The organism is Streptomyces showdoensis (assembly GCF_039535475.1).
GTDB lineage: Bacteria > Actinomycetota > Actinomycetes > Streptomycetales > Streptomycetaceae > Streptomyces > Streptomyces showdoensis.
Window position 1 is genome coordinate 113,019 of the sequence record NZ_BAAAXG010000026.1, and the last position, 20,983, is coordinate 134,001.

Annotated in this window: 26 protein-coding genes and 1 pseudogene; 4 read left to right on the forward strand and 23 right to left on the reverse strand. The window is 69.7% G+C overall.

The window, feature by feature from the left end; translation table 11 throughout:
• Positions 1-182: 182 nt before the first annotated feature.
• The 15 genes from ABD981_RS13055 to ABD981_RS13125 form a co-directional block, all read right to left on the reverse strand.
• A complete protein-coding gene (locus ABD981_RS13055) occupies positions 183-1,556 on the reverse strand; it encodes a tyrosine-type recombinase/integrase (RefSeq protein ID WP_046909130.1) in 1,374 nt (457 codons plus the stop codon).
• Complete coding sequence (locus ABD981_RS13060; RefSeq protein WP_046909197.1) at positions 1,553-1,723, reverse strand: helix-turn-helix transcriptional regulator; 171 nt, start codon at positions 1,721-1,723, stop codon at positions 1,553-1,555. Before ABD981_RS13060 ends, ABD981_RS13055 begins: the two co-directional genes overlap by 4 nt.
• Positions 1,724-1,734: 11 nt before the next feature.
• Complete coding sequence (gene repSA / locus ABD981_RS13065; protein WP_046909129.1) at positions 1,735-3,138, reverse strand: replication initiator protein RepSA; 1,404 nt, start codon at positions 3,136-3,138, stop codon at positions 1,735-1,737.
• A 4-nt stretch (positions 3,139-3,142) separates the two neighbouring features.
• On the reverse strand, positions 3,143-3,328 hold the full coding sequence (locus tag ABD981_RS13070; RefSeq protein ID WP_046909196.1) for a hypothetical protein: 186 nt from the start codon (positions 3,326-3,328) through the stop codon (positions 3,143-3,145).
• Between the two features lie 5 nt (positions 3,329-3,333).
• Positions 3,334-3,513 (reverse strand): hypothetical protein, encoded by a 180-nt coding sequence (locus tag ABD981_RS13075; RefSeq protein WP_046909128.1) that lies wholly within the window; start codon positions 3,511-3,513, stop codon positions 3,334-3,336.
• 93 nt (positions 3,514-3,606) lie between these two features.
• On the reverse strand, positions 3,607-3,792 hold the full coding sequence (locus ABD981_RS13080) for a hypothetical protein (protein WP_046909127.1): 186 nt from the start codon (positions 3,790-3,792) through the stop codon (positions 3,607-3,609).
• Positions 3,793-3,838: 46 nt separating this feature from the next.
• A complete protein-coding gene (locus tag ABD981_RS13085) occupies positions 3,839-4,387 on the reverse strand; it encodes a GGDEF domain-containing protein (protein WP_046909195.1) in 549 nt (182 codons plus the stop codon).
• A 5-nt stretch (positions 4,388-4,392) separates the two neighbouring features.
• Positions 4,393-4,632, reverse strand: a complete 240-nt coding sequence (locus ABD981_RS13090; RefSeq protein ID WP_046909126.1) for a hypothetical protein — start codon at positions 4,630-4,632, stop codon at positions 4,393-4,395.
• A gap of 1 nt (position 4,633) precedes the next feature.
• Complete coding sequence (locus tag ABD981_RS13095; RefSeq protein ID WP_046909125.1) at positions 4,634-4,987, reverse strand: hypothetical protein; 354 nt, start codon at positions 4,985-4,987, stop codon at positions 4,634-4,636.
• 11 nt (positions 4,988-4,998) lie between these two features.
• Positions 4,999-5,154, reverse strand: a complete 156-nt coding sequence (locus ABD981_RS13100) for a hypothetical protein (protein WP_165590964.1) — start codon at positions 5,152-5,154, stop codon at positions 4,999-5,001.
• 19 nt (positions 5,155-5,173) lie between these two features.
• Entirely contained in the window at positions 5,174-5,365 is a 192-nt protein-coding gene (locus tag ABD981_RS13105; RefSeq protein WP_046909124.1) for a mobile element transfer protein, read from the reverse strand.
• 20 nt (positions 5,366-5,385) lie between these two features.
• Positions 5,386-6,093, reverse strand: a complete 708-nt coding sequence (locus ABD981_RS13110) for a DUF2637 domain-containing protein (protein ID WP_046909123.1) — start codon at positions 6,091-6,093, stop codon at positions 5,386-5,388.
• Between the two features lie 19 nt (positions 6,094-6,112).
• Positions 6,113-6,304: a hypothetical protein gene (locus ABD981_RS13115; RefSeq protein ID WP_046909122.1), complete on the reverse strand. Its 192-nt coding sequence runs from the start codon at positions 6,302-6,304 to the stop codon at positions 6,113-6,115.
• 85 nt (positions 6,305-6,389) lie between these two features.
• Positions 6,390-7,742, reverse strand: coding sequence for an FtsK/SpoIIIE domain-containing protein (locus ABD981_RS13120; protein ID WP_046909121.1), 1,353 nt, complete (start codon positions 7,740-7,742; stop codon positions 6,390-6,392).
• Positions 7,743-7,744: 2 nt separating this feature from the next.
• Entirely contained in the window at positions 7,745-8,074 is a 330-nt protein-coding gene (locus ABD981_RS13125; RefSeq protein WP_046909120.1) for an SCO3933 family regulatory protein, read from the reverse strand.
• Positions 8,075-8,231: 157 nt separating this feature from the next.
• Here ABD981_RS13125 and ABD981_RS13130 point away from each other — a divergent pair, with 157 nt between their 5' ends.
• Positions 8,232-9,077: a sigma-70 family RNA polymerase sigma factor gene (locus ABD981_RS13130; RefSeq protein WP_123954683.1), complete on the forward strand. Its 846-nt coding sequence runs from the start codon at positions 8,232-8,234 to the stop codon at positions 9,075-9,077.
• Positions 9,078-9,142: 65 nt separating this feature from the next.
• Positions 9,143-9,892 (forward strand): annotated as a pseudogene (locus ABD981_RS13135) (protein phosphatase 2C domain-containing protein); the annotation flags it as partial.
• A 1,053-nt stretch (positions 9,893-10,945) separates the two neighbouring features.
• Here the strand turns inward: ABD981_RS13135 and ABD981_RS13140 are convergent.
• Positions 10,946-11,398, reverse strand: a complete 453-nt coding sequence (locus ABD981_RS13140) for a hypothetical protein (protein WP_046909118.1) — start codon at positions 11,396-11,398, stop codon at positions 10,946-10,948.
• Between the two features lie 826 nt (positions 11,399-12,224).
• Between ABD981_RS13140 and ABD981_RS13145 the strand changes: the two genes are divergently transcribed.
• Positions 12,225-13,163, forward strand: a complete 939-nt coding sequence (locus tag ABD981_RS13145) for an SRA domain-containing endonuclease (RefSeq protein WP_046909117.1) — start codon at positions 12,225-12,227, stop codon at positions 13,161-13,163.
• 318 nt (positions 13,164-13,481) lie between these two features.
• On the opposite strand, the gene ABD981_RS13150 is transcribed toward ABD981_RS13145, so the two are convergent.
• Positions 13,482-13,817, reverse strand: a complete 336-nt coding sequence (locus tag ABD981_RS13150; protein WP_046909116.1) for a hypothetical protein — start codon at positions 13,815-13,817, stop codon at positions 13,482-13,484.
• 147 nt (positions 13,818-13,964) lie between these two features.
• Between ABD981_RS13150 and ABD981_RS13155 the strand changes: the two genes are divergently transcribed.
• Positions 13,965-14,981 carry a DUF5954 family protein gene (locus ABD981_RS13155; protein ID WP_345529230.1) on the forward strand — a complete coding sequence of 339 codons (1,017 nt, stop codon included), beginning with the start codon at positions 13,965-13,967 and terminating at the stop codon, positions 14,979-14,981.
• Positions 14,982-15,052: 71 nt separating this feature from the next.
• Here the strand turns inward: ABD981_RS13155 and ABD981_RS13160 are convergent, their stop codons facing one another.
• The 6 genes from ABD981_RS13160 to ABD981_RS13185 all read right to left on the reverse strand — a co-directional run bounded on the left by ABD981_RS13160 (position 15,053) and on the right by ABD981_RS13185 (position 20,939).
• Positions 15,053-16,663, reverse strand: coding sequence for a M4 family metallopeptidase (locus ABD981_RS13160; RefSeq protein WP_046909114.1), 1,611 nt, complete (start codon positions 16,661-16,663; stop codon positions 15,053-15,055).
• A gap of 274 nt (positions 16,664-16,937) precedes the next feature.
• Positions 16,938-17,594: a mycothiol-dependent nitroreductase Rv2466c family protein gene (locus ABD981_RS13165; RefSeq protein WP_046909113.1), complete on the reverse strand. Its 657-nt coding sequence runs from the start codon at positions 17,592-17,594 to the stop codon at positions 16,938-16,940.
• Between the two features lie 139 nt (positions 17,595-17,733).
• On the reverse strand, positions 17,734-18,084 hold the full coding sequence (locus ABD981_RS13170; protein WP_046909112.1) for a DoxX family protein: 351 nt from the start codon (positions 18,082-18,084) through the stop codon (positions 17,734-17,736).
• Between the two features lie 156 nt (positions 18,085-18,240).
• The gene (locus ABD981_RS13175; RefSeq protein ID WP_046909111.1) at positions 18,241-19,281 is read right to left on the reverse strand and encodes a methyltransferase; all 1,041 of its coding nucleotides are present in this window, start codon (positions 19,279-19,281) and stop codon (positions 18,241-18,243) included.
• A gap of 171 nt (positions 19,282-19,452) precedes the next feature.
• On the reverse strand, positions 19,453-20,382 hold the full coding sequence (locus tag ABD981_RS13180; protein ID WP_046909110.1) for an NADP-dependent oxidoreductase: 930 nt from the start codon (positions 20,380-20,382) through the stop codon (positions 19,453-19,455).
• A gap of 89 nt (positions 20,383-20,471) precedes the next feature.
• Positions 20,472-20,939, reverse strand: a complete 468-nt coding sequence (locus tag ABD981_RS13185; RefSeq protein WP_046909109.1) for a luciferase domain-containing protein — start codon at positions 20,937-20,939, stop codon at positions 20,472-20,474.
• Positions 20,940-20,983: the final 44 nt, after the last annotated feature.

A 20,983-nucleotide genomic window follows, 5' to 3' on the forward strand; every position in this document is an offset into this window, starting at 1 on the left:
AGCGGAAACGCTGGGCGCGGGGTCTTGTTGTTTGTGCAGCCGTGTGCCGCGCTGAGCGGCCGTATGTCGGGGGCTGTGGACGAGGCGTGGACGGGTCAGTGGAGCAACGCCCCAGGTGGGCGCGGCAAAACGACGAGGCCCCCAGGCAGGATGCCAAGGGGCCTTGAACGGGTCAGGTGCCGTCACTCGTACTCGCGGAGCAGGTCCTCGATGCGCCGGTTGGCGACGTCCTGGCGCCCATCGAGGCACTTCGCGTAGCGGGTCAGCAGGACTTCGACGCTGTTGCCGGCGCGCTCGGCCACCTCAGTTGGATCGACACCCGCGTTGAGCCAGGTCGAAAGCGCCGAGTGCCGGAGGTCGTACGGCCGACTCGCGAGCGGCGAGGCAGCGACGGCCGGTGGCAGCGCGAGAAGCCGGGCTTCCTGCCACACCCGGTAGTAGGTCGAGGAGGGGACCACCGAGCCCTTCTCGCTGAAGAACAGGCGCCCATCGACCGCGGTGCCAAAGGTGGCCAAGTGGTCACGGAGAACGGCCACCAGATGCGGCGGAATAGGCACACGGCGAACGTCCTCAGTCGGTCGGTTCTTCAGCCCGCGGTCGTCGTGGGTCTCCCCCGAATCAGTCCACCGCTTGCCGACTGACGGTCGAGTCCGATGGAGGAGGGCCGAGCCCCAACCTTGCTCGGGCAGGACGAGGTCCGTCTCGGCAAGACCGACGGCTTCTGCCGGGCGAAAGCCACCGAAGTACATCGCGGCGAAGAGGCCGACGAGTCGACGGCCGCGGGCGCGCCGGTATCCACCCACATAGGAAACAGCCGTCAGGAGGCTTCGAGCCTGCTCCGGATTGGCGACGACCCGCGGGTCGACTTGATTGGACACCTTCGGCTTTTGCCAGCGGACAGCCGTGATCGGGTTCTCCCGCAGCTCCCCCAGATCCACCGCATAGTTCGCCGCATTCACGAGGGTCCGACGCTTACGGCGCACGGTTTCCGCTGCGGCCGCAGTCCCATCGAGCTTCAGCTTCAGAGCATCGAGCACCGCGCGGGCCGTGGCAGGTTCAGCAAGATCACCGAGCGGCCGAGACGCCTTGGATACCCAGTGAAGGACGTTCCTCACGTCGTCCGGCACCTCTCGCTCGCCAGGCCCAGGGAGCACGAAGGCCCAGTTGCGCAGGGCTCTGCGGATCAATTCGTCGGCCGGCCGCCCAGGACGGTCATCAAAGAGTTCCACCGTCACGCTGGTGAGCGATTCATTGATGCCGTCTCGCGTATTGGGGGCGGCATGCGGCCACTTCAACGCGAGATACCTGAGGGCAAAGTCGTACCAGGACACGGCCGACTTCTTCTCTTCCATCGAGGCAGGCAGGCCCGACTCTATGTCGAACTCTTCGCCGTCCCGCATCGCTCTCATGAGCTTCGCGCGGTAGTGATCTGCAAGCGCCTTGGTACGGAAGGACTCCGAGAAGACGTTGCCTGCCACCGACCAGCGGACGCCGTACGAGGGCGTCTTGGTGTCGCGCTTACGGACGCTCCAGACCTTCACATCAAGCGACTTCACGCAGCCGCCTCCAGCTCTCGAAGCCACGTGGCGAAGTCGCTCCGCCAGACTCGGAGCTCTCCGTTGGGGAGCTTGAAGGCCGCCGGCCCCTGCCCCAGCTCACGCCAGCGGTAGAAGGTCCGCCGCGAGACTCCACCCAGCTCGGCGAGGATCTGGCGAACGGTCATGAGCTCGTCTTTCACGTCAGCTCCCCCTCCAGGTCGAGTTCAGCGCGGATCTCACGGGCGGTTTCGCGGTTGTGCTGGATGTCGCGGTGGATGTTGGCGGCGAGCCAGGATTCGCCGGGGGTGTGGCCGTGGCCGGCGTAGGTCCAGTGGGCGACGACGAGGAGGGTGGACTCCGGGTGTTCGTCGGGGTCGGGCAGGCCGAGGGCGGTGCGCTGTTGGGTGGCGCGGTAGTCGGCGCGGACCTGGCGTAAAGCTCCGAGGGTGGTGGAGTAGCGGCGGGACTTGGTGGAGAAGTGGCCGCGGAAGCCGAGCATGTGGGCCCAGGCGCGGAGCCGCCGGTCCGGATAGGCGGCGTCCAGGTCCATGCAGGCTTCCATCAGGCGCCGGGGGTGGTCTGGGATGCCGAAGAGGACGAGTGCTTCCTTGTTGCCGACGGGGTGGTCCACGGTGCCGGTGGTCTCGGCTGCTTTGGTGGCGTATTTGGCGACGTAGGCGGCGACGGCCTGTTCGGTCAGTTCCTCGCCGTGGCCGAAGGCGCCGATGGGCTGGACGTCGATCTGCTCGCCCCAGGTGAGGGGCACGTCGTCGGTGATGCCGTGCGCGGGGGCGGCGGGGACGACGACGCGGACGCGGCTGGCGGCGGCGTGGATGGCGTCGGTGAGGAGGCTGAGGGTGGCCCAGGCCGGGGGCGGGGTGTCGGGGCCTTCGGGTCCGTCGAAGCGGATGACGGCGTGGAAGTGGACGGCTCCGCGCTTCTGGTACTCGGCGACCTTGCCGAAGGAGACGCGGGACTGTTCGCGGGCGGCCTTCTGGGTGAGGCCGGCGCGGGCGGCGATTTCGCGGCGCAGGTAGATCGTGAAGTAGCGCCACAGCTCGGAGGCGTGGTTGTTCCACAGCACCGCGTCCGCGTAGTCGTACGCGGCGGGATTGAGCGGGGTGCCGAGTTCGGGGGCGTCTTCGGGGTGGCGGGTGCCGCAGCGGCAGGACCGGTTGCCGGGGCGGTTGTGGACCGGGCCGAAGGAGGGGGCGGTGAGGGTGGCGAACACGCGGGGGTGGTCGCGGATTGTGTCGGGGGTGCCCTTGTCGGGGGCGCCGAGGAGTCCGGCACGGATCAGGTGGTAGGTGTCACCGGCGTAGGTCCAGGCGCAGGCCGGGCAGCGGGAAGCCCGGCGGTTACCGCAGGCGACGCGCAGGACGCCGCCCGGCTCGGCGTCGGTCGTGTAGGCGTGGAGCACGGTCTTCGTGGCGGGGTCGAGGAGCTTGGTGCCGCCCGATAGGCGGATGGGGGCGGCGCATCCGCCGGTGCGGCGGATCTGTTCGGTGAGGCGGTCGAAGCCGGGGGACCCGGCGACCCGGAGCAGATCGCTCAGGGTGGCCGGGTCCAGGCCCGCCGCCAGGGTGGCGGAGTCGATCACGTGCTTACTCCTCGTGGGCGGGGCCGTGGTTGGCGTTCCATCCGGCGACCAGGGCACCGACCTGTGCGTCCCCCGTGGCGGAGGCGGTCGCGCCGCAGTGGCAGACGGCGGAGGCGGTGGCGGGTTCGGACGGAGAGGGCTTGCTGATGTGCAGCCCGGGCGCGCTCTGCGTGGGAGCGAGGTTGGCCACGACGGTCACTTCCCGGCGCGGGCGAGGGCGGCAGGGGTGGTGTGGCCGGCGCCGCGGCAGGTGCGGCAGTGGACCGGGATGGTGTCGCGGGTGCCGTCGGCGGTGCGCAGGCCGGTGGTGATGGTGGCGGTGGCGAAGCCGTCGCAGTCGCGGCAGATACGCGGGGCCTGGGTGGTCTGGTGCATGATGAGCTCTCCCTTTCGGGTCCGTTGGATCTGGAATGGGTGGAGCCGTCCGGGGCGGCGGAAGTTTGGCGACCGAGGCCGCCCCGGAGGGCGTTACTTGATGCGACCGCCGCGCTTGCGCGTGGCGTTGAAGATGCGCTTGTCCTCGCGGGTGGCGCTGCCGGTGTCGATCCGGTCGCGGATCTCGTTCAAGCGCCGTCCGGCGTCGCGCTTGTCGCGCTGGAGCTGCCGGTCCTGCTCGGCGTGGTTGATCTCGGGGCGCTTGCTGAAGAAGCCCATGTCAGAGACCTTTCTGGTGGCTGGACGGAGGGGTGGCCAAGGCCACTTAGCGTGTGTTGCGCCTGCCGTGGCCCTTGACCGCGTACATCGACGCGTCGGCGGCGGACAGAGCGTCGGTGAGGACCGGGAGCGTCAACTGTTCGCGGTGGCAGTGGCCGACCGAGGCCGAGAACCGAAGGGTGTGCCCGTCGTGCGTGACCGGGGCGTCGAGGGCGTCCCGGAGGGCGCCGAGGCCGGCGGTGCGGACGGGGTCGGTGACGATGGCGGCGAACTCGTCTCCGCCGAGGCGGGCGGCGGTCCCGTGGCGTCCGCACCAGTCCGCGAGGCGGTGGGCGGTCGCGGTGAGCACAACGTCCCCGGCGGCGTGGCCGTGGGTGTCGTTGATGGCCTTGAAGTCGTCCAGGTCGACCAGGATCACCAGGGCGTTGGCGTGCCGGGTGATCAGGTGGTCGGCGCGGGCGGTGAATCCGGCGCGGGTGTGCAGGCCGGTCAGAGGGTCGCGGCGGGCGGTGGCCAGGCGGCGCAGGAGCAGTCCGCCGTGCAGGGCCCAGCCGAGGGCCGGTAAGCCCGCCGCGGCGATCGTGTACGTGTCCATGGCGGTCACCGGCTCTTCCGGCGGTTCCGGGCGGGCTTGATGGGCGGGATGGAGTCGTAGGCGTTCTGGCCCTGCTGGAACGAGGCGGCGTCGGCGTCGGTGGAGGCGGTGTTGGTGTACTCGCAGCCGATGCGGCGCATGGTCTTGCGGTCGCCGTGGCGGCGGGCGATGGCGAACTCGCGGCCCAGCTCGGCCATCTGCGGGTTGGCCGGGGTGTCGTTGGTCTTGCGGCTGAAGAGGCCCATGTCAGCGGTTCCTTTCCTGGTTGAGCAGGGAGCGGAGGACGACGGCGCACACGGCGACCGAGGTGGCGGTGATGGCGACCGCGAGGAGCATGGAGACGAGGACGGCGCCGACGACCAGGACCACGGCACCGCCGCCGGCCACGAGGGCGAGCGCGCTGCCGGGGGTGAGCTGGACCGTGGACCGGGCCGGGGTGACCGGGGCCGGAGCCTGACTGTGGCTGTGGTTGTGGCCGCAGTCCATGAGCTCGGAGGTGTGGTGCAGCTCGATGTCCGCGGTGGGGGCGGGCGTGGGGTGGATGAGCGGGGTGACGATGCCGGTCGGGAGCGGGTTGACCGGGATGCGGGGTCGGAGCATGGCGGTTCTCCCTACTTGTTGATCGGGTCGATGAGCGGGGCGATCATGCTGTCGGCGAGGAGGTAGCCGCCGAGGAGGATCACGGCGACGAGCCACCAGGGCGGGCGGATGAGCTTGATGCCGAGGGCGCCGACGACGATCAGGGCGAGCCAGAGCGGAACGTCCACGAGAAGGTGCTCCTTCGAATCAGCGGGGGTTGCAGCGGTGGGTGCGGGCGGCGAGTTCGGCCGCCGCGCGGCTGGCGTACGGGGCGGTGGCGAAGTCGCAGCCGGGGGCGGTGCACACGGCGGTGTGCTTGGTCCGGCCCAGGCGGTCGCGGTGGGTGCCGACCTGCACCGGTCCGATGCGGATGACGTTGTAGAAGCGGTTCGGGCGCACGAGGTCAATCTCCTTTCGGGTTAGGCGAGTTGGACGGTGATCGCGTCGGCCAGCGGGGCCGGGACTCCAAGGCGAGCGCGCAGGGTGGCTGCGTCGATCGGGGCGCCGGTCTGTTCCTGGTGGGTGTCCGCGATCTTCCGGGCGTGGTCGAGCAGTGCGGGCGGAACAGTCACCGCGGGCGCCACGGGAGCGGGCTTCGCCGGGAGGTAATGCGCCTCCTCATCCGGCTTCACTTCTTCCGGCTCGGGTTCGGCCGGCGGGAGTTCGGGGGCAGGTTCGTGAACCCGCTCGACGGCAAGGTCCACGACCGGCGGCCCGGAGAGCGGTACGTCCTCGACGGCCGGGGTGGGTTCGTGCTTGGGTTCGGGGGTGTGTGCGTGGGCGAGGAGGGTGCCGCCGAGGAAGGCGAGGGCGGGCCATCCGGCGACGAGGATGCGCAGCCAGGCCGGGACGTTGTTCATGTCGAGGAGTCCGGCGGTGGCGATGTTGGCGCCGAGGGATGCGGTCAGAGCGATGGCGAACCACAGCCAGGCTTCGCCGTTGCCGGAGTTGGTCCGCATCCGGCGCCAGGCGGCGACGAGGAGCAGGTCGACGCTGACGGGGTAGGCCCACGCCTTCCAGCCGTCCTGTCCGGCCGCCGCAGCCAGATCGTGCAGGTGGGCGAAGGACAGGGCCCCGGCGATGACGGCCTGAATGAGGACGGCGTCGAAGCGGAGGGTGCGGGACACCGGTCCGCCTCCTTTCGGGTCAGGCGGTGCCGGTGCCGAAGCAGTCCGGGCACAGCGCGGTCTGAGTGGCGCCGATCTCCCGCCGCTTGCGCCCGACCCGGACGGCAGTCGTGGTCTCCCCCGTGCCGGCGCAGGTGCCGCAGGACGGCGGGGCGGACGCGGCCTTGGTCGTGCGGCGGCGCGGGGCCGGGGGTTTCTTGGTAGTGCTCACGGGCGGTTCCCTTCGGTTTCGGGCATGGGTCGGGTGGGGACCTGGCGTGAGACGGTCACGCCGACCGAGGAGGAAGAGAGCTCCGCTAGTCCGTTGCCGGGACCGGCTTCACCAGCGGAATGGACTCCACCGGCGGGGCCTGAGCGGGGATGACCGGCCGGTACGGCGCAAGGGCCGGGAGAGCCGGGGTGAGGTGCGCGTACTCGGTGCAGATCGCGGCAGCCTCGGTCGCGGTCAGTTCGGGGGTGCGGATGCGGGACCAGCCGCCGGAGGAGTCACCGGCGACCGCGACGCCGGGCTTGTCGGGCGGGATCGTCGTCACCGCGACCACCGCGTCCGGGGCGATGTCGCCCAAGCCCATGTCGGCGGTCTGCTTGTCGTTGACCCGGTGCACGACACGGCCCGTGAGCTGGGCGCGCAGGGTGGTGGCGCCCTTGCCGAGGTCGGAGCCGAAGCGCTGCCCGCAGATCTCCAGGAAGATTCCGGCCGCGCGGGCCATCTGCCCGAGCCGGATCATCTGCGTGACCATCCGGTCCCGGCGCTCTTCGTCCTTCTTCCCCGTGACGAGGAACAGCTCCGCCACCTCATCGACCAGGAGCACAATCGGCACCGGGCGGACCTTCTCGGGCAGGGCCCAGATGTCAGCGGCACCATGCTCGCTGAGCAGGTCGAAGCGCTCTTCCATCTCCCCCACGAGAGCATCCAGAACGCCGGACGCTTCATCGGGCGTGATCGCGAAGGCGGAGAGCCGAGGCGCGTACCCGCGCTGCTCGACACCGCGCTTGCAGTCAATCCCGACGAGCGCGACATCGAGGCGGGCGAGCCCGGCGATCAAGTTGCGCTGATACATGGACTTGCCCGACTGATTGGCGCCGAGCGTCAGCGCGTGCGGGACCTTCAGGTAGTCCCGGACGAACGCGGTGCCGTCCTCCCGCAGCGCGACCGGGACCGTCAACGGCCCCAAGGAGCGCTTCCGGCGCGGCATCTTCACCCGCCGCAGCACGTCGTAGCCGGTCATCCGCAGCTCGACGTACCCGGGCTTGGTCTCCACCACGTTCACGGAGTGGACGCCCCAGGCGTGCCGCAGCCGCTCCGAGGAGGCCATCACGTCGGCGGGCTCCAGACCAGCGGGGAGACGGAGAGTGACCCGCATCCCAGTCGACGAGCCCCGCACCCGGCGGACCTTCGGCGGCACCGGCTGCACGTCACCGCGTCGGGCGACCGTGCGGACCATGAACGCCCGCAGGCGGGACGGCTGCACCGTCAGCCCGCACACGTCCATCGTCGAGCGGTACGTCATCGCGAACCGCACCCGAGCGACCGGCAGTCCGACCAGCGACCAGTAGACGCGGGGAGCGCGAACCTTCGCGACCCCGAGCCCACCGCCCGCACCAGCCAGAGGGAGGCCGACCTCCCATAACGTCGACAGGTCCGTCACGGTCAGACCCCGGCCGTAAGGGCGACGGCGCGGAACGAGATGCCGTGGCGGGTCTGGCCGTTGAACGTGTTCTCCCAGTCCCTGGCCTTGAGCCCGATCACCGACACCGCGGTGCCCGGCGTCAGGCCCTCCGGGAGACCCGTCTCCGGGACGGTCACCTGGTACAAGTTGCCCTCCCCCTCGTCCGAGATCAGCAGACCCACCGTGGACAGCCCCGCACCGGTCTCCCGGTCCACGGCCCTCTCACCGGTCTGCTTGCTCACCAGCTTCGGCGTCGGCGCGGTCGCCACGAACACCACGGCGGTCGAAAGATCGATCTTGAAGGACGGCATGTCCACTCTCCCGGTAAGGGGGGCTTAACAGCCCGAGCGTCGAATCCCACTCCGTTAAGGGGGGGTTACCACCCCAAGATGCACGCGACTGGTGCGATGTGTCAACCCCCCCTTAGCATGTTGGGTATGAAGACACTCCCCCGTCCGGTTCCGCGAGGTGTTCGAGGTGATTGACGAAGTGCGGCGCGTCGCCGCCATGCAAGATCACGCACTGCGCGTGAAGGCAGCCGTGGAGCTGATGGGGGATCTCCAAGCGGCCGTTGTCGAGACGTCGCGCATGCGCAAGGAGAGCATCGCTTGGCTCCGCGACCACGGACATTCAATGGCGGACGTGGCGAAGTTGATGGGCGTGAGCCGGGCTCGCGTTGCCCAGCTCAAGGACGCCGGTCCGCCGCCGGAGCGGGCGTTCCTCGGCACGGAGCATGTGCAGGTGCTCGTTCCGATGCGGCCGGGCGAGCGGGACTACGTGGCGCTCGAAGACAGCTCCACGGGCCAGAAGCTACTGGCGCTGGCGCATCAGCTCCAGCTCGAAGGGGACCTGGGCTATATCCCGACCACGGGCGAGATCGACCTCAACCACGACGACCTCATCGTCGTCTGCGGCCCCAAGACGTCACCAGTGACCGCCGAAGCCCTGGCGCGGGACCCGAGGTTGTCCTTCGAGACCCTGCCCGACGGGCGTTGGGCCCTGATCGAACGGGACAGCGGTACCGTCCACACCTCGCCCAGCGACGACCCCGACGACCCCGCGCCTACGGACATCGCCTATCTCGGCAGGCTCCCCCGCCCCGATGGCCAGGGCACCTTCCTCCTGATCGCGGGTATCCACGCGGTCGGCTCACTAGGAGTGGCCCACTTCCTCGCCGAGAACATGGCCGACGTCTACAAGCAGGCCGGCACAAAGCCGTTCTCCACGGTGATCACCGCCGACTATGAGCCGGGCGCCAAGACGATCACCAGCAGCCGGGCCTTGAGCGGCATCCTGCTTCACGAAGCGCCCTAGCGTGCAGGTCCGCCAGGCCAGCGCCGCACGTCCCCCACGCGCCCAACGAGGACTTCGTACTATCCAGCCCAGCCGTTGTCGTGGTCCTGGACGGCGCCGGCATGGCTCCCGGCATGGAGTCGGGGTGCAAGCACGGAGTCACCTGGTACGTGAAGCACCTGGGTGCCCGCTTCCACGCCGAGGCGACCCGGCAGGAGCTCCCCCTTGCCGACTGCCTTGCCGCGGCGATCAAGTCCACGGCGGACGCCCATCGGGACACCTGCGCTATCGACGATCCGCTCTCGCCGTCCGCGACAGTTGCAGCGGCGCGGGTGCGGGGCGACCTTTTCGACTGGCTCGTGTTGGGGGACTGCACGGTCCTCATGGAGAAGGGCGGGGTGGTCACGGCCGTAACGGATGACCGCCTCGCGCAAGTGGCATTGCGAGCCCGCGGAGCTCTCTCAGCGACGGTTCCGGAGTCGGAGGAGCGAAAGAAGGCCCATCAGGCCCTCGTCAGGGAAGAACGCGGTCTCCGGAACACGCCAGGCGGGTACTGGGTGGCAGCAGCGGACCCGATAGCAGCACGCCAGGCCCTCACCGGCGTCGAGCGCGCTGGCAACGTCCAACGAGCAGCACTGTTGACCGACGGTGCGGCGCGGCTCGTGACCACGTTCCACGAGACCGACTGGCAAGGTCTTCTGGATCTACTCACCCGCAGCAGCCCCGGCCACGCGATCCGGGAAGTCCGCAAGGCGGAGCAGTCCGATCCCACCCTCAGTCGATGGCCCCGAAGCAAGCAGCACGACGACGCGACGATCGCGTACATCCACCCCTAGAGAGGGAGCTGTTACAGGTTTCTCTACCTCATCAAGGCCCGCCCTTCCGGGCGGGAAGGGGGGAGGAGCCTCGTTGCGCTTCCTCGCGCCCGACAGATGCCGGGGGCCAGACCCCACAGCTTCCGGGCCACGTAGTGCCGCACCACCGCCCGCGGCATCCGACGCTCCCGCCCCGTTCGCGATCAACCTCCACGACCGCCCTGCACGGACCCAGCCCCCCGTACACGGTGGCCGGAGGCGGGGGCTCTTGCCCTACGGGCATCCGGCGCGCAGGCCAGTCGGCTGTCCCAGCCGCTCGCTACGAATCACACCCCACCGGCCCGCACAGCGGGCCGGCGCGGACTCGGGACTGGGGCCTGCGCTCCTGCCTGCGGCCCGCTCCGCCCCCGCCCCGGCCCCGCGCCACCTCAAGTTGCCACGGGGTGATCCGCTTCACGCTTTGACCCGCAAGAACATGCGCCGGACCGAGCACAACACCCCACCCCCGACAACCGGCACCAGGAGCAGCCCTCCTTCACGGCCGGGACGAGACCACGCCGAGCAGGTAAGCGTCCGAGCCATCAGCAAGCGATCACACGTACCGGCCATGCGGGATGCCCGCCCATCGCGAGGGCGCAGGCAACAGAAGGATGGGCTGGAGGGAGACGGGTGACCGTCAAAGAGGGATGCCTCCGGCGGGGGCGCTCCGGCTCCGGGATGGCAGGGGCGCCGTACGCGGGTGCCGGCCGGTGGGGTGTGGCGGTGGGGGAACTCCCATCCCGTCTGCCGTCGGCCCAGGCAGAGCCGAGCAGACACGGCACCGGGCGTCCAGGTCGTTCGTACAGTGGCGCGCTCCACCTGGACGCCCGGCACCGCGCCTGCTCCACGGTGTGTGGGCCGACGGCAGACGGGATGAGAGTTGGAGTTTTCGTAGCTACAGATAGTGGGTCCAGCGCCGGCTAGGGACACCGAAACGGGCCATACGCCAGCGCCCCACCTACAGGTGGGGCGCCGCGGAACGTGCTTTACCAGAATTCTGAAGCCAAGCCAGCGAGCGTCCGCCGTCACCAAGCTCTAGCAGTAGGCCATGCGGGCGATCGCGCCGGCCTCCGCCTTAATGTCCTCTTGAACGGTCTGCCACGCTTGGGAGGCAATCTTCGACTCTTCGACCCGCAGAGGATCGCTGACTGTTACCAACGCTCGATGCAGGATCCCTTGATCCTCATTCGCAACCGCGACAGTCAGCTTTCGATCGACGAGCAACCGCGCTTCGAAGCGCCGAAGATCATCCGACCTCAGCCTCTTCAGGCGCTGCGCCTCCGCCCTGCTGATGCGGGTGTACACCCAGAGGTTGTACTCCGTAGCTACACCGTCAACACAGGCGAAGAAGTAGTAGGCCGGCCGGAATCGCTTCTTGAGGATCCCCTCAGTGGGCATGTCGTAGAAGTTGAGCTCGTGAACCATGCGCATTGCCCGAGAAGGCGCCCACGGCCTCGCTCCCAGCTCCAACTCGATACGCTCAGTCACGTTGACTCCTCCTCTCCGTGCCACTCCGGACCCTCAGTGAAGCACCCATCGAACTGCTTCGCATGCTGATCTGTCCACTCACCGCGAGGAAGCATCACCCGGACGTGGTCAGGGTTCGCTTGCGTGGGGTCGTGCTCAACAGTGAACCCAGCTACACGAAGTATTCCCGCGGATGTCCGCCTCACTCCATCACCGGCACGCGGTGCCTGCAGTCCGACGATGCCGTGAGCGTCACTGGCTGCTACAGAGCCGCGAATCAACGAGATCCCCCCTCTGTCGATACCGTCCCGAGGTCGGGAGCGAAAGGCGGGACCCCCCCACCGGACGCTTGTTGCTGCCGTACTGCGAGAGCACCTGATCGTCATTGATCAGCTCACGGCGACGCTTCCTGCCGAAGGCCATTTCTCCCCTACGCCCAAGCATCTCGCATGCCCGCCTTACTGGCTACCACCTTCGAGCCAACCAATCGCAACTCGCCAAGGTTGCAGTTTGATAACGATCGATCACGCAGCGAGGCCACTCGCACCAAAGACCCACCAGACCCCAGCCACGGATCGCTCAATGTAGCGATCACATCACTCCTCTCGTAACCCTCCGGCAAGCCCTCCGCCCGGATCCGATTGCGGCAAGTTGGCCCGATTCCGCCTATCGAACGAGTTGCCAAGGCGCTCGCCTTCCGCTACTCCGAAACTCACCTGGCGACAGCGCTGAAGATCCATCTCCTGGTCCGAATCGGATGCTGTTTTCTGGCATCCGATTCGGACACCGGACGGTAGCGTACCCTACGACCTGTCCTAGTAGATCGATTAAGCGCAAGGAGGCACGCATGCTGGGAGTGGCACCTGAGACACCCGCAGCCACCGAGTGGAGCCTCAACCCTGGGGACTCGATCGAGCGCAAAAAGCTGCATGCGCAGTACGGAGGCAGGACACAGGGCGGCATCGGCCCCTCTGCGAAGACGCCAAACGTGTTGATCTTCACCGACCCAATCGCCGGCGAGAAGCACGGCTACTACGACGGGTGGATGCCTGACGGGCTCTTCCACTACAGCGGCGAAGGGCAGTACGGGGATCAGCGGATGCTCTCGGGTAACGCCAGCATCCTCAACCACCGCACTGAAGGCCGGGCACTGCGCGTTTTCCAGGGCGCCAGAGGAAGCGTCGTCTACCTCGGCCAGTTCCAAGTCAGCGGTTGGTACGAGGCCGATGCCCCTGAAACAGGCGGTGGCCCGCTGCGCAAGGTCATAGTCTTCCGGCTACAGCCGATCGACACACCCCCTCAAGAACCCGGCACCAAGGTGGGGCGACTACTGCGGAGCCAGTCGGACGTGGTCGCCCGCATCGATGTCGAGCAGCACGAAACCGAAAGATCGTTCGTCGAACCAAGTCGCGAGCCGTACGAGGCGGAACGCCGTGAGGCTAAGTTGGTGCTCCAGTTCAGCGACTACATGCGATCAAAGGGGCATCACATTTGCCGCCACCGCATTCTCCCTCCGGGAGAAACGCGTCCCTTGCTGACTGATCTCTATGTTGAGGATCTGGAGCTCCTTGTTGAAGCCAAGGGGAGCGTGACTCGGGAGAACCTCAGAATGGCCATTGGGCAACTTGCCGACTACAGCAGGTTCGTCACTCCTGCTAGCCGGGCCGTGCTGCTGCCATCAGAGCCTCGTGCGGACTTGGCATCCCTCCTCGCGACTCAAGGGTGCGCCGCCATCTGGCCTGAACGTAAGAGCTTCAAGTGCACGAGTCCCGGACTTCTCCCTTAACCTCCCCAGCGTGACTAGGTGCCTCCCCTTATCAGGCCTCTAAGATCCCGTCCTGCGGCGCAGGCAAGGGGCCAGACTCTCCGACAGGACCCGACAGACGACTCTCGCGGCCTGCCTGTGGACCAGTTCCGCGCGTAAACCTGCCAGCTCCTCTCTGACCTGCGGGGATGTGGTCCGCGCACGCGCCCTCCGGAGCCGTGTGCGCAGGTTCGAATCCTGCCGGGGGCACTTCGCAGGAAGTGCCAGACAGACCCCGTGGTCAGCGGAAACGCTGAGTGCGGGGTCTTGTTGTATGCGCGGGTGGGTGTCGCGCCGGTGTCAGCCGGTGAGTTCGTGGAGCAGGGTGCCGTCCTCGGCGTGGAGTTCGAGTGCGTGCGGGGCGCCGAGGAGGCGGCTCAGGTCGTCGAGGCGGGCGGGGTCGACGAAGCCGTTGAGCAAGAGGTCCGTGCCGTCGACCGGCTCGATCTCCAGCCGGCACCAACTGGTCTCCACCTCATAGCCGGACCAGGACGACGACGAGGAGCTCCAGCCCGCTCGGACGAACCGGGCGGCCACGGTCGATGCGTCGCGGTGGTTGCGGACCACGCCGCACACGTTGGTGGCCGCCTCCGCCCACCGGTTGTCGAGCTCCGCGCCTTCGTCGGACAGGTCCATGTCCGGAGTATGCGCCGGAGCGGGCGGCGTGTTGTGGTGTCGGGGGCCGGGGTGGGTGGGGTGAGCGCCCCCCGGGCAACCCAACTGCGCCGGTCGTTCTTTTGGAAGCCTGGCCGGGCCCCCCTCCCCCGGCGCCACAATGCGCGCATGAGTGATGACTGGAAGCTACGACTGGAGCGGATGAAGCGGGATCTCGTGATCAGTGGGGATCCCGTCGCCTGGGTAAGCGAGGCCGATGCCGTGCAGGCGTCCCTGCGGTATCCGTCGCTCGCCGTGCGCGGTGCCCTGTTCGGGGTGGCCGTGCAGCGGAAGGCGGACGGGGTCTGGCGGATGGTGACGCCGTTGCAGGACGGGATGCCGCAGATCTCGCGGGACGGTCTGAACTCCAAGCTGTGGTTCCGGGCCAAGGACGACACCGACGATCCCGGGGTGCGGCGGGAGTTGCTCGCCGCGGTTGCCGTCCTGGAGCGGGAGGCCGTCGACGAGGTGGAGGTGCTCGACGAGCGGTACCGGATCGTGCGGGGCGACGAGCTCGCGCGGAGCGGGCCCGACGGGCTGGAGCCGCCGCGGCCCACCGATGTCGAGCCGCTCGAACGGTACTGGGACGACCGGCAGCCGGCCGATTCGCCGGACGTCGGGTTCGTCCTCGATCCGTTCCGGGAGCGCGGGCTCATGTCCGAGGCGCTGCGGCTCGGGCTGCGGAGCTTCGAGTACGCAGGGAAGCGCTACCCCGCCGCCGTCCGCGAGGACTCCCGGCGGGCGGTCGTCCGGCATCCCGAGATCGCGCTCATGCCCGTGACCTTCGGCGTCGTCGAGCGGACCGGCGACACCTGGCGGCCCGAGGGGGCGCTGATGCCGACCCCGCACGACGCCCGCTGGTTCCTCTACGACGCGCTGGTCCGGATCTGGCCGCTGCTCCACAAGTATGGCGAGACCAAGCGGGAGCGGTACGCGCGCATCGCCGAGAAGTACCGGGCCGCCGGCCGCGCCGACGAGCTCAAGGTCGACGACCGGCTCTTCCGGATCTGCCGGGTCGAGCGCATCGTCCGCTTCGGCCCGGACGGGCCCGAGAAGCCCCGGCCTTCGGACGTGGACGACTACGGGCCCATGAAGATGCACCCCTCCATGGACGCCATGACCGGAGAGGTGCACCACGGCGAGTGATCGCCTCGGGGAGAACGGAGGAGGGCCGTTCGGCGGTCCGGATGCCGCGCGGCCCTCCCCGGCGCCCGGCGCTACTTGACGTTGATCGCCTTCCACGCCGCCGCCACCGCGTTGTACTCCGCGCTGCCGGACCCGTACAGGTCCGAGGCCGCCGAGAGGGTGGCCGTACGCGCGCCCGAGTAGCCGGTGGACGAGGTCATGTAGGTGGACAGGGCCTTGTACCAGATCTTGTAGGCCTTCTGGCGGCCGATGCCCGTGAGGGTGGAGCTGTCGTACGTCGGGGAGTTGTAGGTCACCCCGTTGATCGTCTTCGTCCCGCTGCCCTCGGAGAGCAGGTAGAAGAAGTGGTTCGCCGGGCCCGACGAGTAGTGCACGTTCAGGCGCCCGACCGACTTCGACCAGTAGTCCGCGGACTTGCCGTCCTTGCTGGGCTTGTCCATGTAGCGCAGCGGGGTGCCGTTGCCGTTGATGTCGATCTTCTCGCCGATGAGGTAGTCGCCGACGTCCGACCCGTTCGCCGCGTAGAACTCCACCGACGTGCCGAGGATGTCGGACGTCGCCTCGTTCAGGCCGCCGGACTCGCCGCTGTAGCGCAGGTTCGCCGTGGAGGAGGTCAGGCCGTGGGACATCTCGTGGCCCGCCACGTCAAGCGAGGTCAGCGGGTGGGTGTTGCCGGTGCCGTCGCCGTACGTCATGCAGAAGCACGAGTCGTCCCAGAACGCGTTGACGTACGCGTTGCCGTAGTGGACCCGCGAGTACGCCGCGACGCCGTCGCCGCGGATGCCGTTGCGGCCCAGCTCGTTCTTGTAGAAGTCCCACGTCACGGCCGCGCCGTAGTGGGCGTCGGCGGCGGCCGTCTCGCGGTTGGTCGCCAGGCCGTTGCCCCACACGTCCGTGGAGTTGGTGAAGAGCGTGCCCGTGCCGGACGTGCCGCCGGCCAGGTCGTACGTCTTGTGACCGCCGCGGGCCGTGTCGTTGAGGGAGTACGAGGGGGCGGTGCCCAGGGTGACCTGGCCGCTGTACTCGGTGTTGCCGACGCCCGTCTCGATGGACTCGTACGCGAACAGCTCCTTGCCGCTGGTCGCGTCGGTGACGACGTGGCGGCGGCTCGGCGTGCCGTCGGCCTGGGTGCCCGTGACCACGGTCTCCCACGCCAGGACCGGCTTGCCGCTCGCGGCCCAGATCACCTTGCGGGCCGAGGAGGCCGCCGCCGACTTCGCGCCCGAGGACGCCACGGCCGACTTGCCGGCCACCGCGGCGGACAGCGCCGGGGCCGTGTCGGCCACGGCTATCGAGGCCTGCGTCGCCTTGGTGGTGGAGCGGGCGCCGTTCTTCTTCTGGTGCACGACGAGGTCGCCGCCGAGGACCGGGATGCCCGCGTACGTGCGCTCGTAGCGGGTGTGGACGGTGCCGTCCGCGTCCTTGACGACGTCGCGGGCGACCAGCTTCTCCTGGGCGGAGAGGCCGATGGACTCGGCGGTGCCCGCGGCGTCCGCCTGGGCCTCGTGGATCGCGGCCGCGCGCTGCGAGGTGCTGAGGACGAGGGCGGTCGCCCCGGCCTCGCGCTGGGCATCGGCGCTGGCGGAGCCGGACTGGACTCCGACGACGACCATGGCGGCCGAGGCGATCAGGGCGGCGGCGCGGACGGTGGTACGGCGGTGCGAGGACTGCTGGCGGGTCACGCGTGCTCCTTCGCTGTGAAGCGTGGGGGGGGTGTGGGGGGTGGTGCGAGCAGCGAGCGTGCCAGCGAACGAGCGTTAATGACAGGTGCGCAACAAGAATTTGACCATCAGTTGTCCGAAGGGCGGCCAACTCCGTCCGGTATGCGGGGAGCTGACCGCCCTGAGGGTCGTACAGGGGCGATACGGGGGTGGTACGGGGGTGGTGCTGGGGGGTGCTGGGGTGGTGCGGGGTCGCGCAGGGTGGTGCAGGGCTGCCGCGGGGGCGGGCGGGGGCTCAGTCGAAGACCGGGCCCGACACCCTCGCCCGCTTGAACTCCGCGAAGCCGGGCACCGACGCCGCCAGTCGCGTCGCCTCCCACAGCCGCGCGGCCGCCTCCCCCCGCGGCACCCGCGAGATGACCGGGCCGAAGAAGCCCAGCGGCTCCCCCTCGGGGCCCGGCACCGCGAGGACCGGGCTGCCGGCCTCCTCGCCCACCGCCGCCTGGCCCGCCTCGTGGGACTCGCGGACCTCACCGTCGTACGTGTCGTTCTCCGCGTACGCGATGAGCTCGGCCGCCGCCCCGTCCGGGAGCCCCGCCGCCTCCAGCGCCTCGCGGATCACGTCGAGCTCGGGGCCCTGCCCGCCGGGGTGGAAGCGGGCGCCCAGCTCGGCGAAGAGCCGCCCGGCCGCCTCGTTGCCGAACTTGTCCTTGACCGCGACCAGCGCGCGCACCGGGCGCCAGCCCTTCGGGCCCAGCAGCTCCCGGAACTGCTCAGGGATCTGGTCGATCCGGTCCTGGTTGAGAATTGCCAGGCTCATGACATTCCAGCGGATCTCGACGAGGCCCTGCCGCTCCACCTCCACCAGCCAGCGCGAGGTGAGCCAGGTCCACGGGCACAGCGGGTCGAACCAGAAGTCGACCGGGGTCGGGGTCTCGGTGGCGGCGGTCATGGGACTCCTCCTTGCGGCGGTGCGGGATTGCGGGGTCACGGCACTGCGGGCTTACGGCACTACGGGCTTACAGGGTTACAGGGATACAGGGCTACTGGCTTACGGGAGTGGGGAGTTGCCGGGCGAAGCCCGCGGGCGCTCAGTTGGCGGCGAGGCCGAGGAGGACCGGCGCGGCGGCGAGCAGCGCGAGGACCGCGGGGACCGGGGCGCCCTTGCCGTCCTTGGCGCGGATGTGCGTGACGATCGCGCCGAGGAAGTAGAGGACGACGCCCACACCGGCCGCGATGCCCAGGGGGCGGACCCAGATGCCCGCGATCAGGCCGATCGCGCCCAGGATCTCCAGCGTGGCGAGCCGGGGCAGCCAGCTGTCCGGGACGTTGACCTTCTGCATGCCGGCGACGATCTTCTCGTCGCGCACCAGCTTGCCGCGCGCCGATCCGAGGAGGACCAGCGAGACCAGGATCGCCAGGACGACGTATGCGATGAACACGGTTGCTCCTTGAACGGATGAGGTTGGGGTTGGGGTTGGGGATCAGGGTGGGGATGGGGATCAGGGTGCGGGTGAGGAACAGGGTGCGGGCGGGGTGGGCGGAGAGGTCGTGGTGACGCCGTACGGGTACGGGTCGAGGCCTCGCCCCGCGTGCGTTCAGCGGGTCGGGATCGCCTCGATCACGCTGCTCGGCGACGCCGTCGGCAGGATCCGCGTGAGCGTGAAGCCCGCCGCGTCGAGGAGGGTGCGGAACTCCTCCGCCGTGCGCTCCTGACCGCCGCTGAGCACCATCATGTTGAGGTCGATGATCTTGCTCGGCGAGAAGCCGCCGCCCTCCGGGACGACCGTGTCCACCACCAGGAGCCGTCCGTCGGCCGGCATCACGCGCCGCACGGACTTGAGGATCTCGATGCTGGATTCGTCGTTCCAGTCGTGCAGGACCCACTTCATCGTGTAGAGGTCGCCGCCCTCGGGGACCTTCTCGAAGAAGCTGCCGCCGACCAGTTCGCAGCGGTCCGCGAGGCCCGCGTCGGCGATCCGGGCGCGGCCGTTGGCCACCACGTGCGGCAGGTCGAACACGATGCCCGAGGTCCCCGGGTGGGCGCCGAGGATCGCGCTCAGGAAGCCGCCCTCGCCGCCGCCGACGTCGACGACCGTTCCGTACGAGGAGAAGTCGAAGACTTCCAGGACCGCGTCCGCGACCATCGCGGTCAGTCCGGTCATGGCCTTGCCGAGGTGGTCGGCCAGCTCCGGCGTGCGCTCGAAGTACTCCCAGATCGGGTGACCCGACGCGGCCTCGAAGACCGGCTGTCCGGTGCGTACCGAGTCGGCCAGCAGGCCCCAGGTGCCGTGGTGCGCGGCGCCGAGCTCCAACTGGACGAAGGAGGCGAGGGAGCCGGGCACGTCGGTGCGCAGGGTGTCGCCGAGGGCCGTGGTCGTGTAGCGGCCCTCCTCGTCGACGCTCAGGACGCCGACGCCGGCGAGCGCGCGCAGCAGGCGGTGCAGGGAGCGCGGGTCGGTGCCGGTGACGGTGGCGAGCTCGGCGGAGGTCCGGGGCCGCGCGGCGACGTGGTCGGGCAGCCCGAGCACGGTGCCGGCGTGCACGGCGCGGGCCACCCAGAAACTGGTGACCATCTCGAACATCCGGCCGAAGTCGGGCTCTCGCTGCTCGGTGGCGGCGCTGGTGGGTGCGTCCATGGGGAAGTCTCCGGGGCTCTGGCTGCGTGTCGTCGTACGGGCGGAGGTAGTGCCTTGCTGTAGGGCGTGCGTGCGTGCGGGTGGGGCGGCGGTACGGGCCGGGGCGGGTCCGCCGTGCGGGGTGACCGGGTCCCGCGGACCCGGCCACCCCGCACGCCCGTGGTGCGGGTGTCAGGCGACGGAGACGCCGATCTTGCCGACCGTGCCCGCGCCGAAGGCGGCGAAGCCCTGGCCGACCGCGTCCAGGCCGTACGTCTCGGCGATCGGCACCGTCAGGGCGCCGGAGACGACCGCGTCGGCGAGGCGCTCCAGGGTGGCCGGGTCGGGGTTGGCCATCACGGAGGTGACGGTGATGTCGAGCTCGGTGGCGGCCTCGGGGCCGAAGCCCAGCGTGGAGGCGAGGCGGCCGCCCGCGGCGACCAGCGCGACGGCGGCCCCCGGGTCGCCGGCCAGGTGGGCCGCGGCGTGCACCCCGCCCGGGGAGAGCGCGTGGACCTGGGCGGCCAGGTCGGCGGTGTGGTCGACGACGTGGGTGGCGCCGAGGCCCTTCACGAACTCGGTCTCCGCGCCCGGCTTGGCGGTCGCGATGACGGTCGCGCCGGTCTTGGCGGCGAGCTGCACCGCGTACGCGCCGACGCCGCCGGTCGCGCCGATGACCAGCACCGTCTCGCCCTGCTGCGGGGCGAGCGCGTCGACCACGCCGACGGCGGCCGAGCCGGCCAGGCCGAGCGCGCCGGCGTGGGCGGACTCCAGGCCCTCGGGGGCGGCGGCGATGCCGTAGCCCTCGCCCACCACCACGTACTCGGCGAGGGCGCCGTCCTGGACGACCGGCTTCATCACGACGCCGAAGACCCGCTGGCCGGCGGCGCGGCCGACGCCCTCGCCGACGGCCTCGACCGTGCCGGCGAAGTCCTTGCCGAGGGTCACCGGGAACTTGTGCTCCAGGACGTCCTTGAGGAAGCCGTAGATGACGGCGCCGTCGAAGCCGTTGAGGGAGGAGTGACTGACCTTGACCAGGATCTCGCCGGGGCCGGGGACCGGCTTGTCCACCTCGGTGACGGTGGGGGCGGCGCCGAATTCCTCGATGGTCACTGCACGCATGGGTGTTTCCTCTTTCTCACTGAGCGGAAGAACGATGGATCCGTGGAAGGGAGCGGCCGGGCGGGGCCGGGGGGCTCGCGGGGCCTCCGTCAGGCCACGGCCTGCTCGTACGAGGCCTGCAGCACGGTGAACGCGACCTCCAGCTCGTCCTCGTCGCGCGGCGCGTAGAGCATCACGATGCTGTCCGGGAACTCCGCGCGCCGGGTGATGGGGTGCGGCTCGATCCAGCCGAGCTCGGTGAGCGCCGGCAGGGCCTCGACCGGCACCGCGAGGTGCATGAACCCCGACCGGTGGATGTGCCCGAACTCGTCGACCGACGGGTGCAGGAAGGCCAGGAAGGGCCGGTTGCTCCGGTTCAGCCGCAGGGCGAGCGAGCCGGGCTCGGAGACCAGGCTCGGGCTGGTGAAGACGCCCGGCAGTCGCTGGGCGCGCTCCACCAGGGCGTCACGGATCTCCGGCGGGGAGAAGTCCTCGAGCTGGTCGTGCGGAATCTCCCGGCCGGTCGTCTCGGGACGGGGCCCCTTGCGCGGGGGCAGAACGCTCAGATCGACGGCCATGGTTTTCCTCCGGTGCGGGGCGCGGCAAAGCCGCGCACAAACAG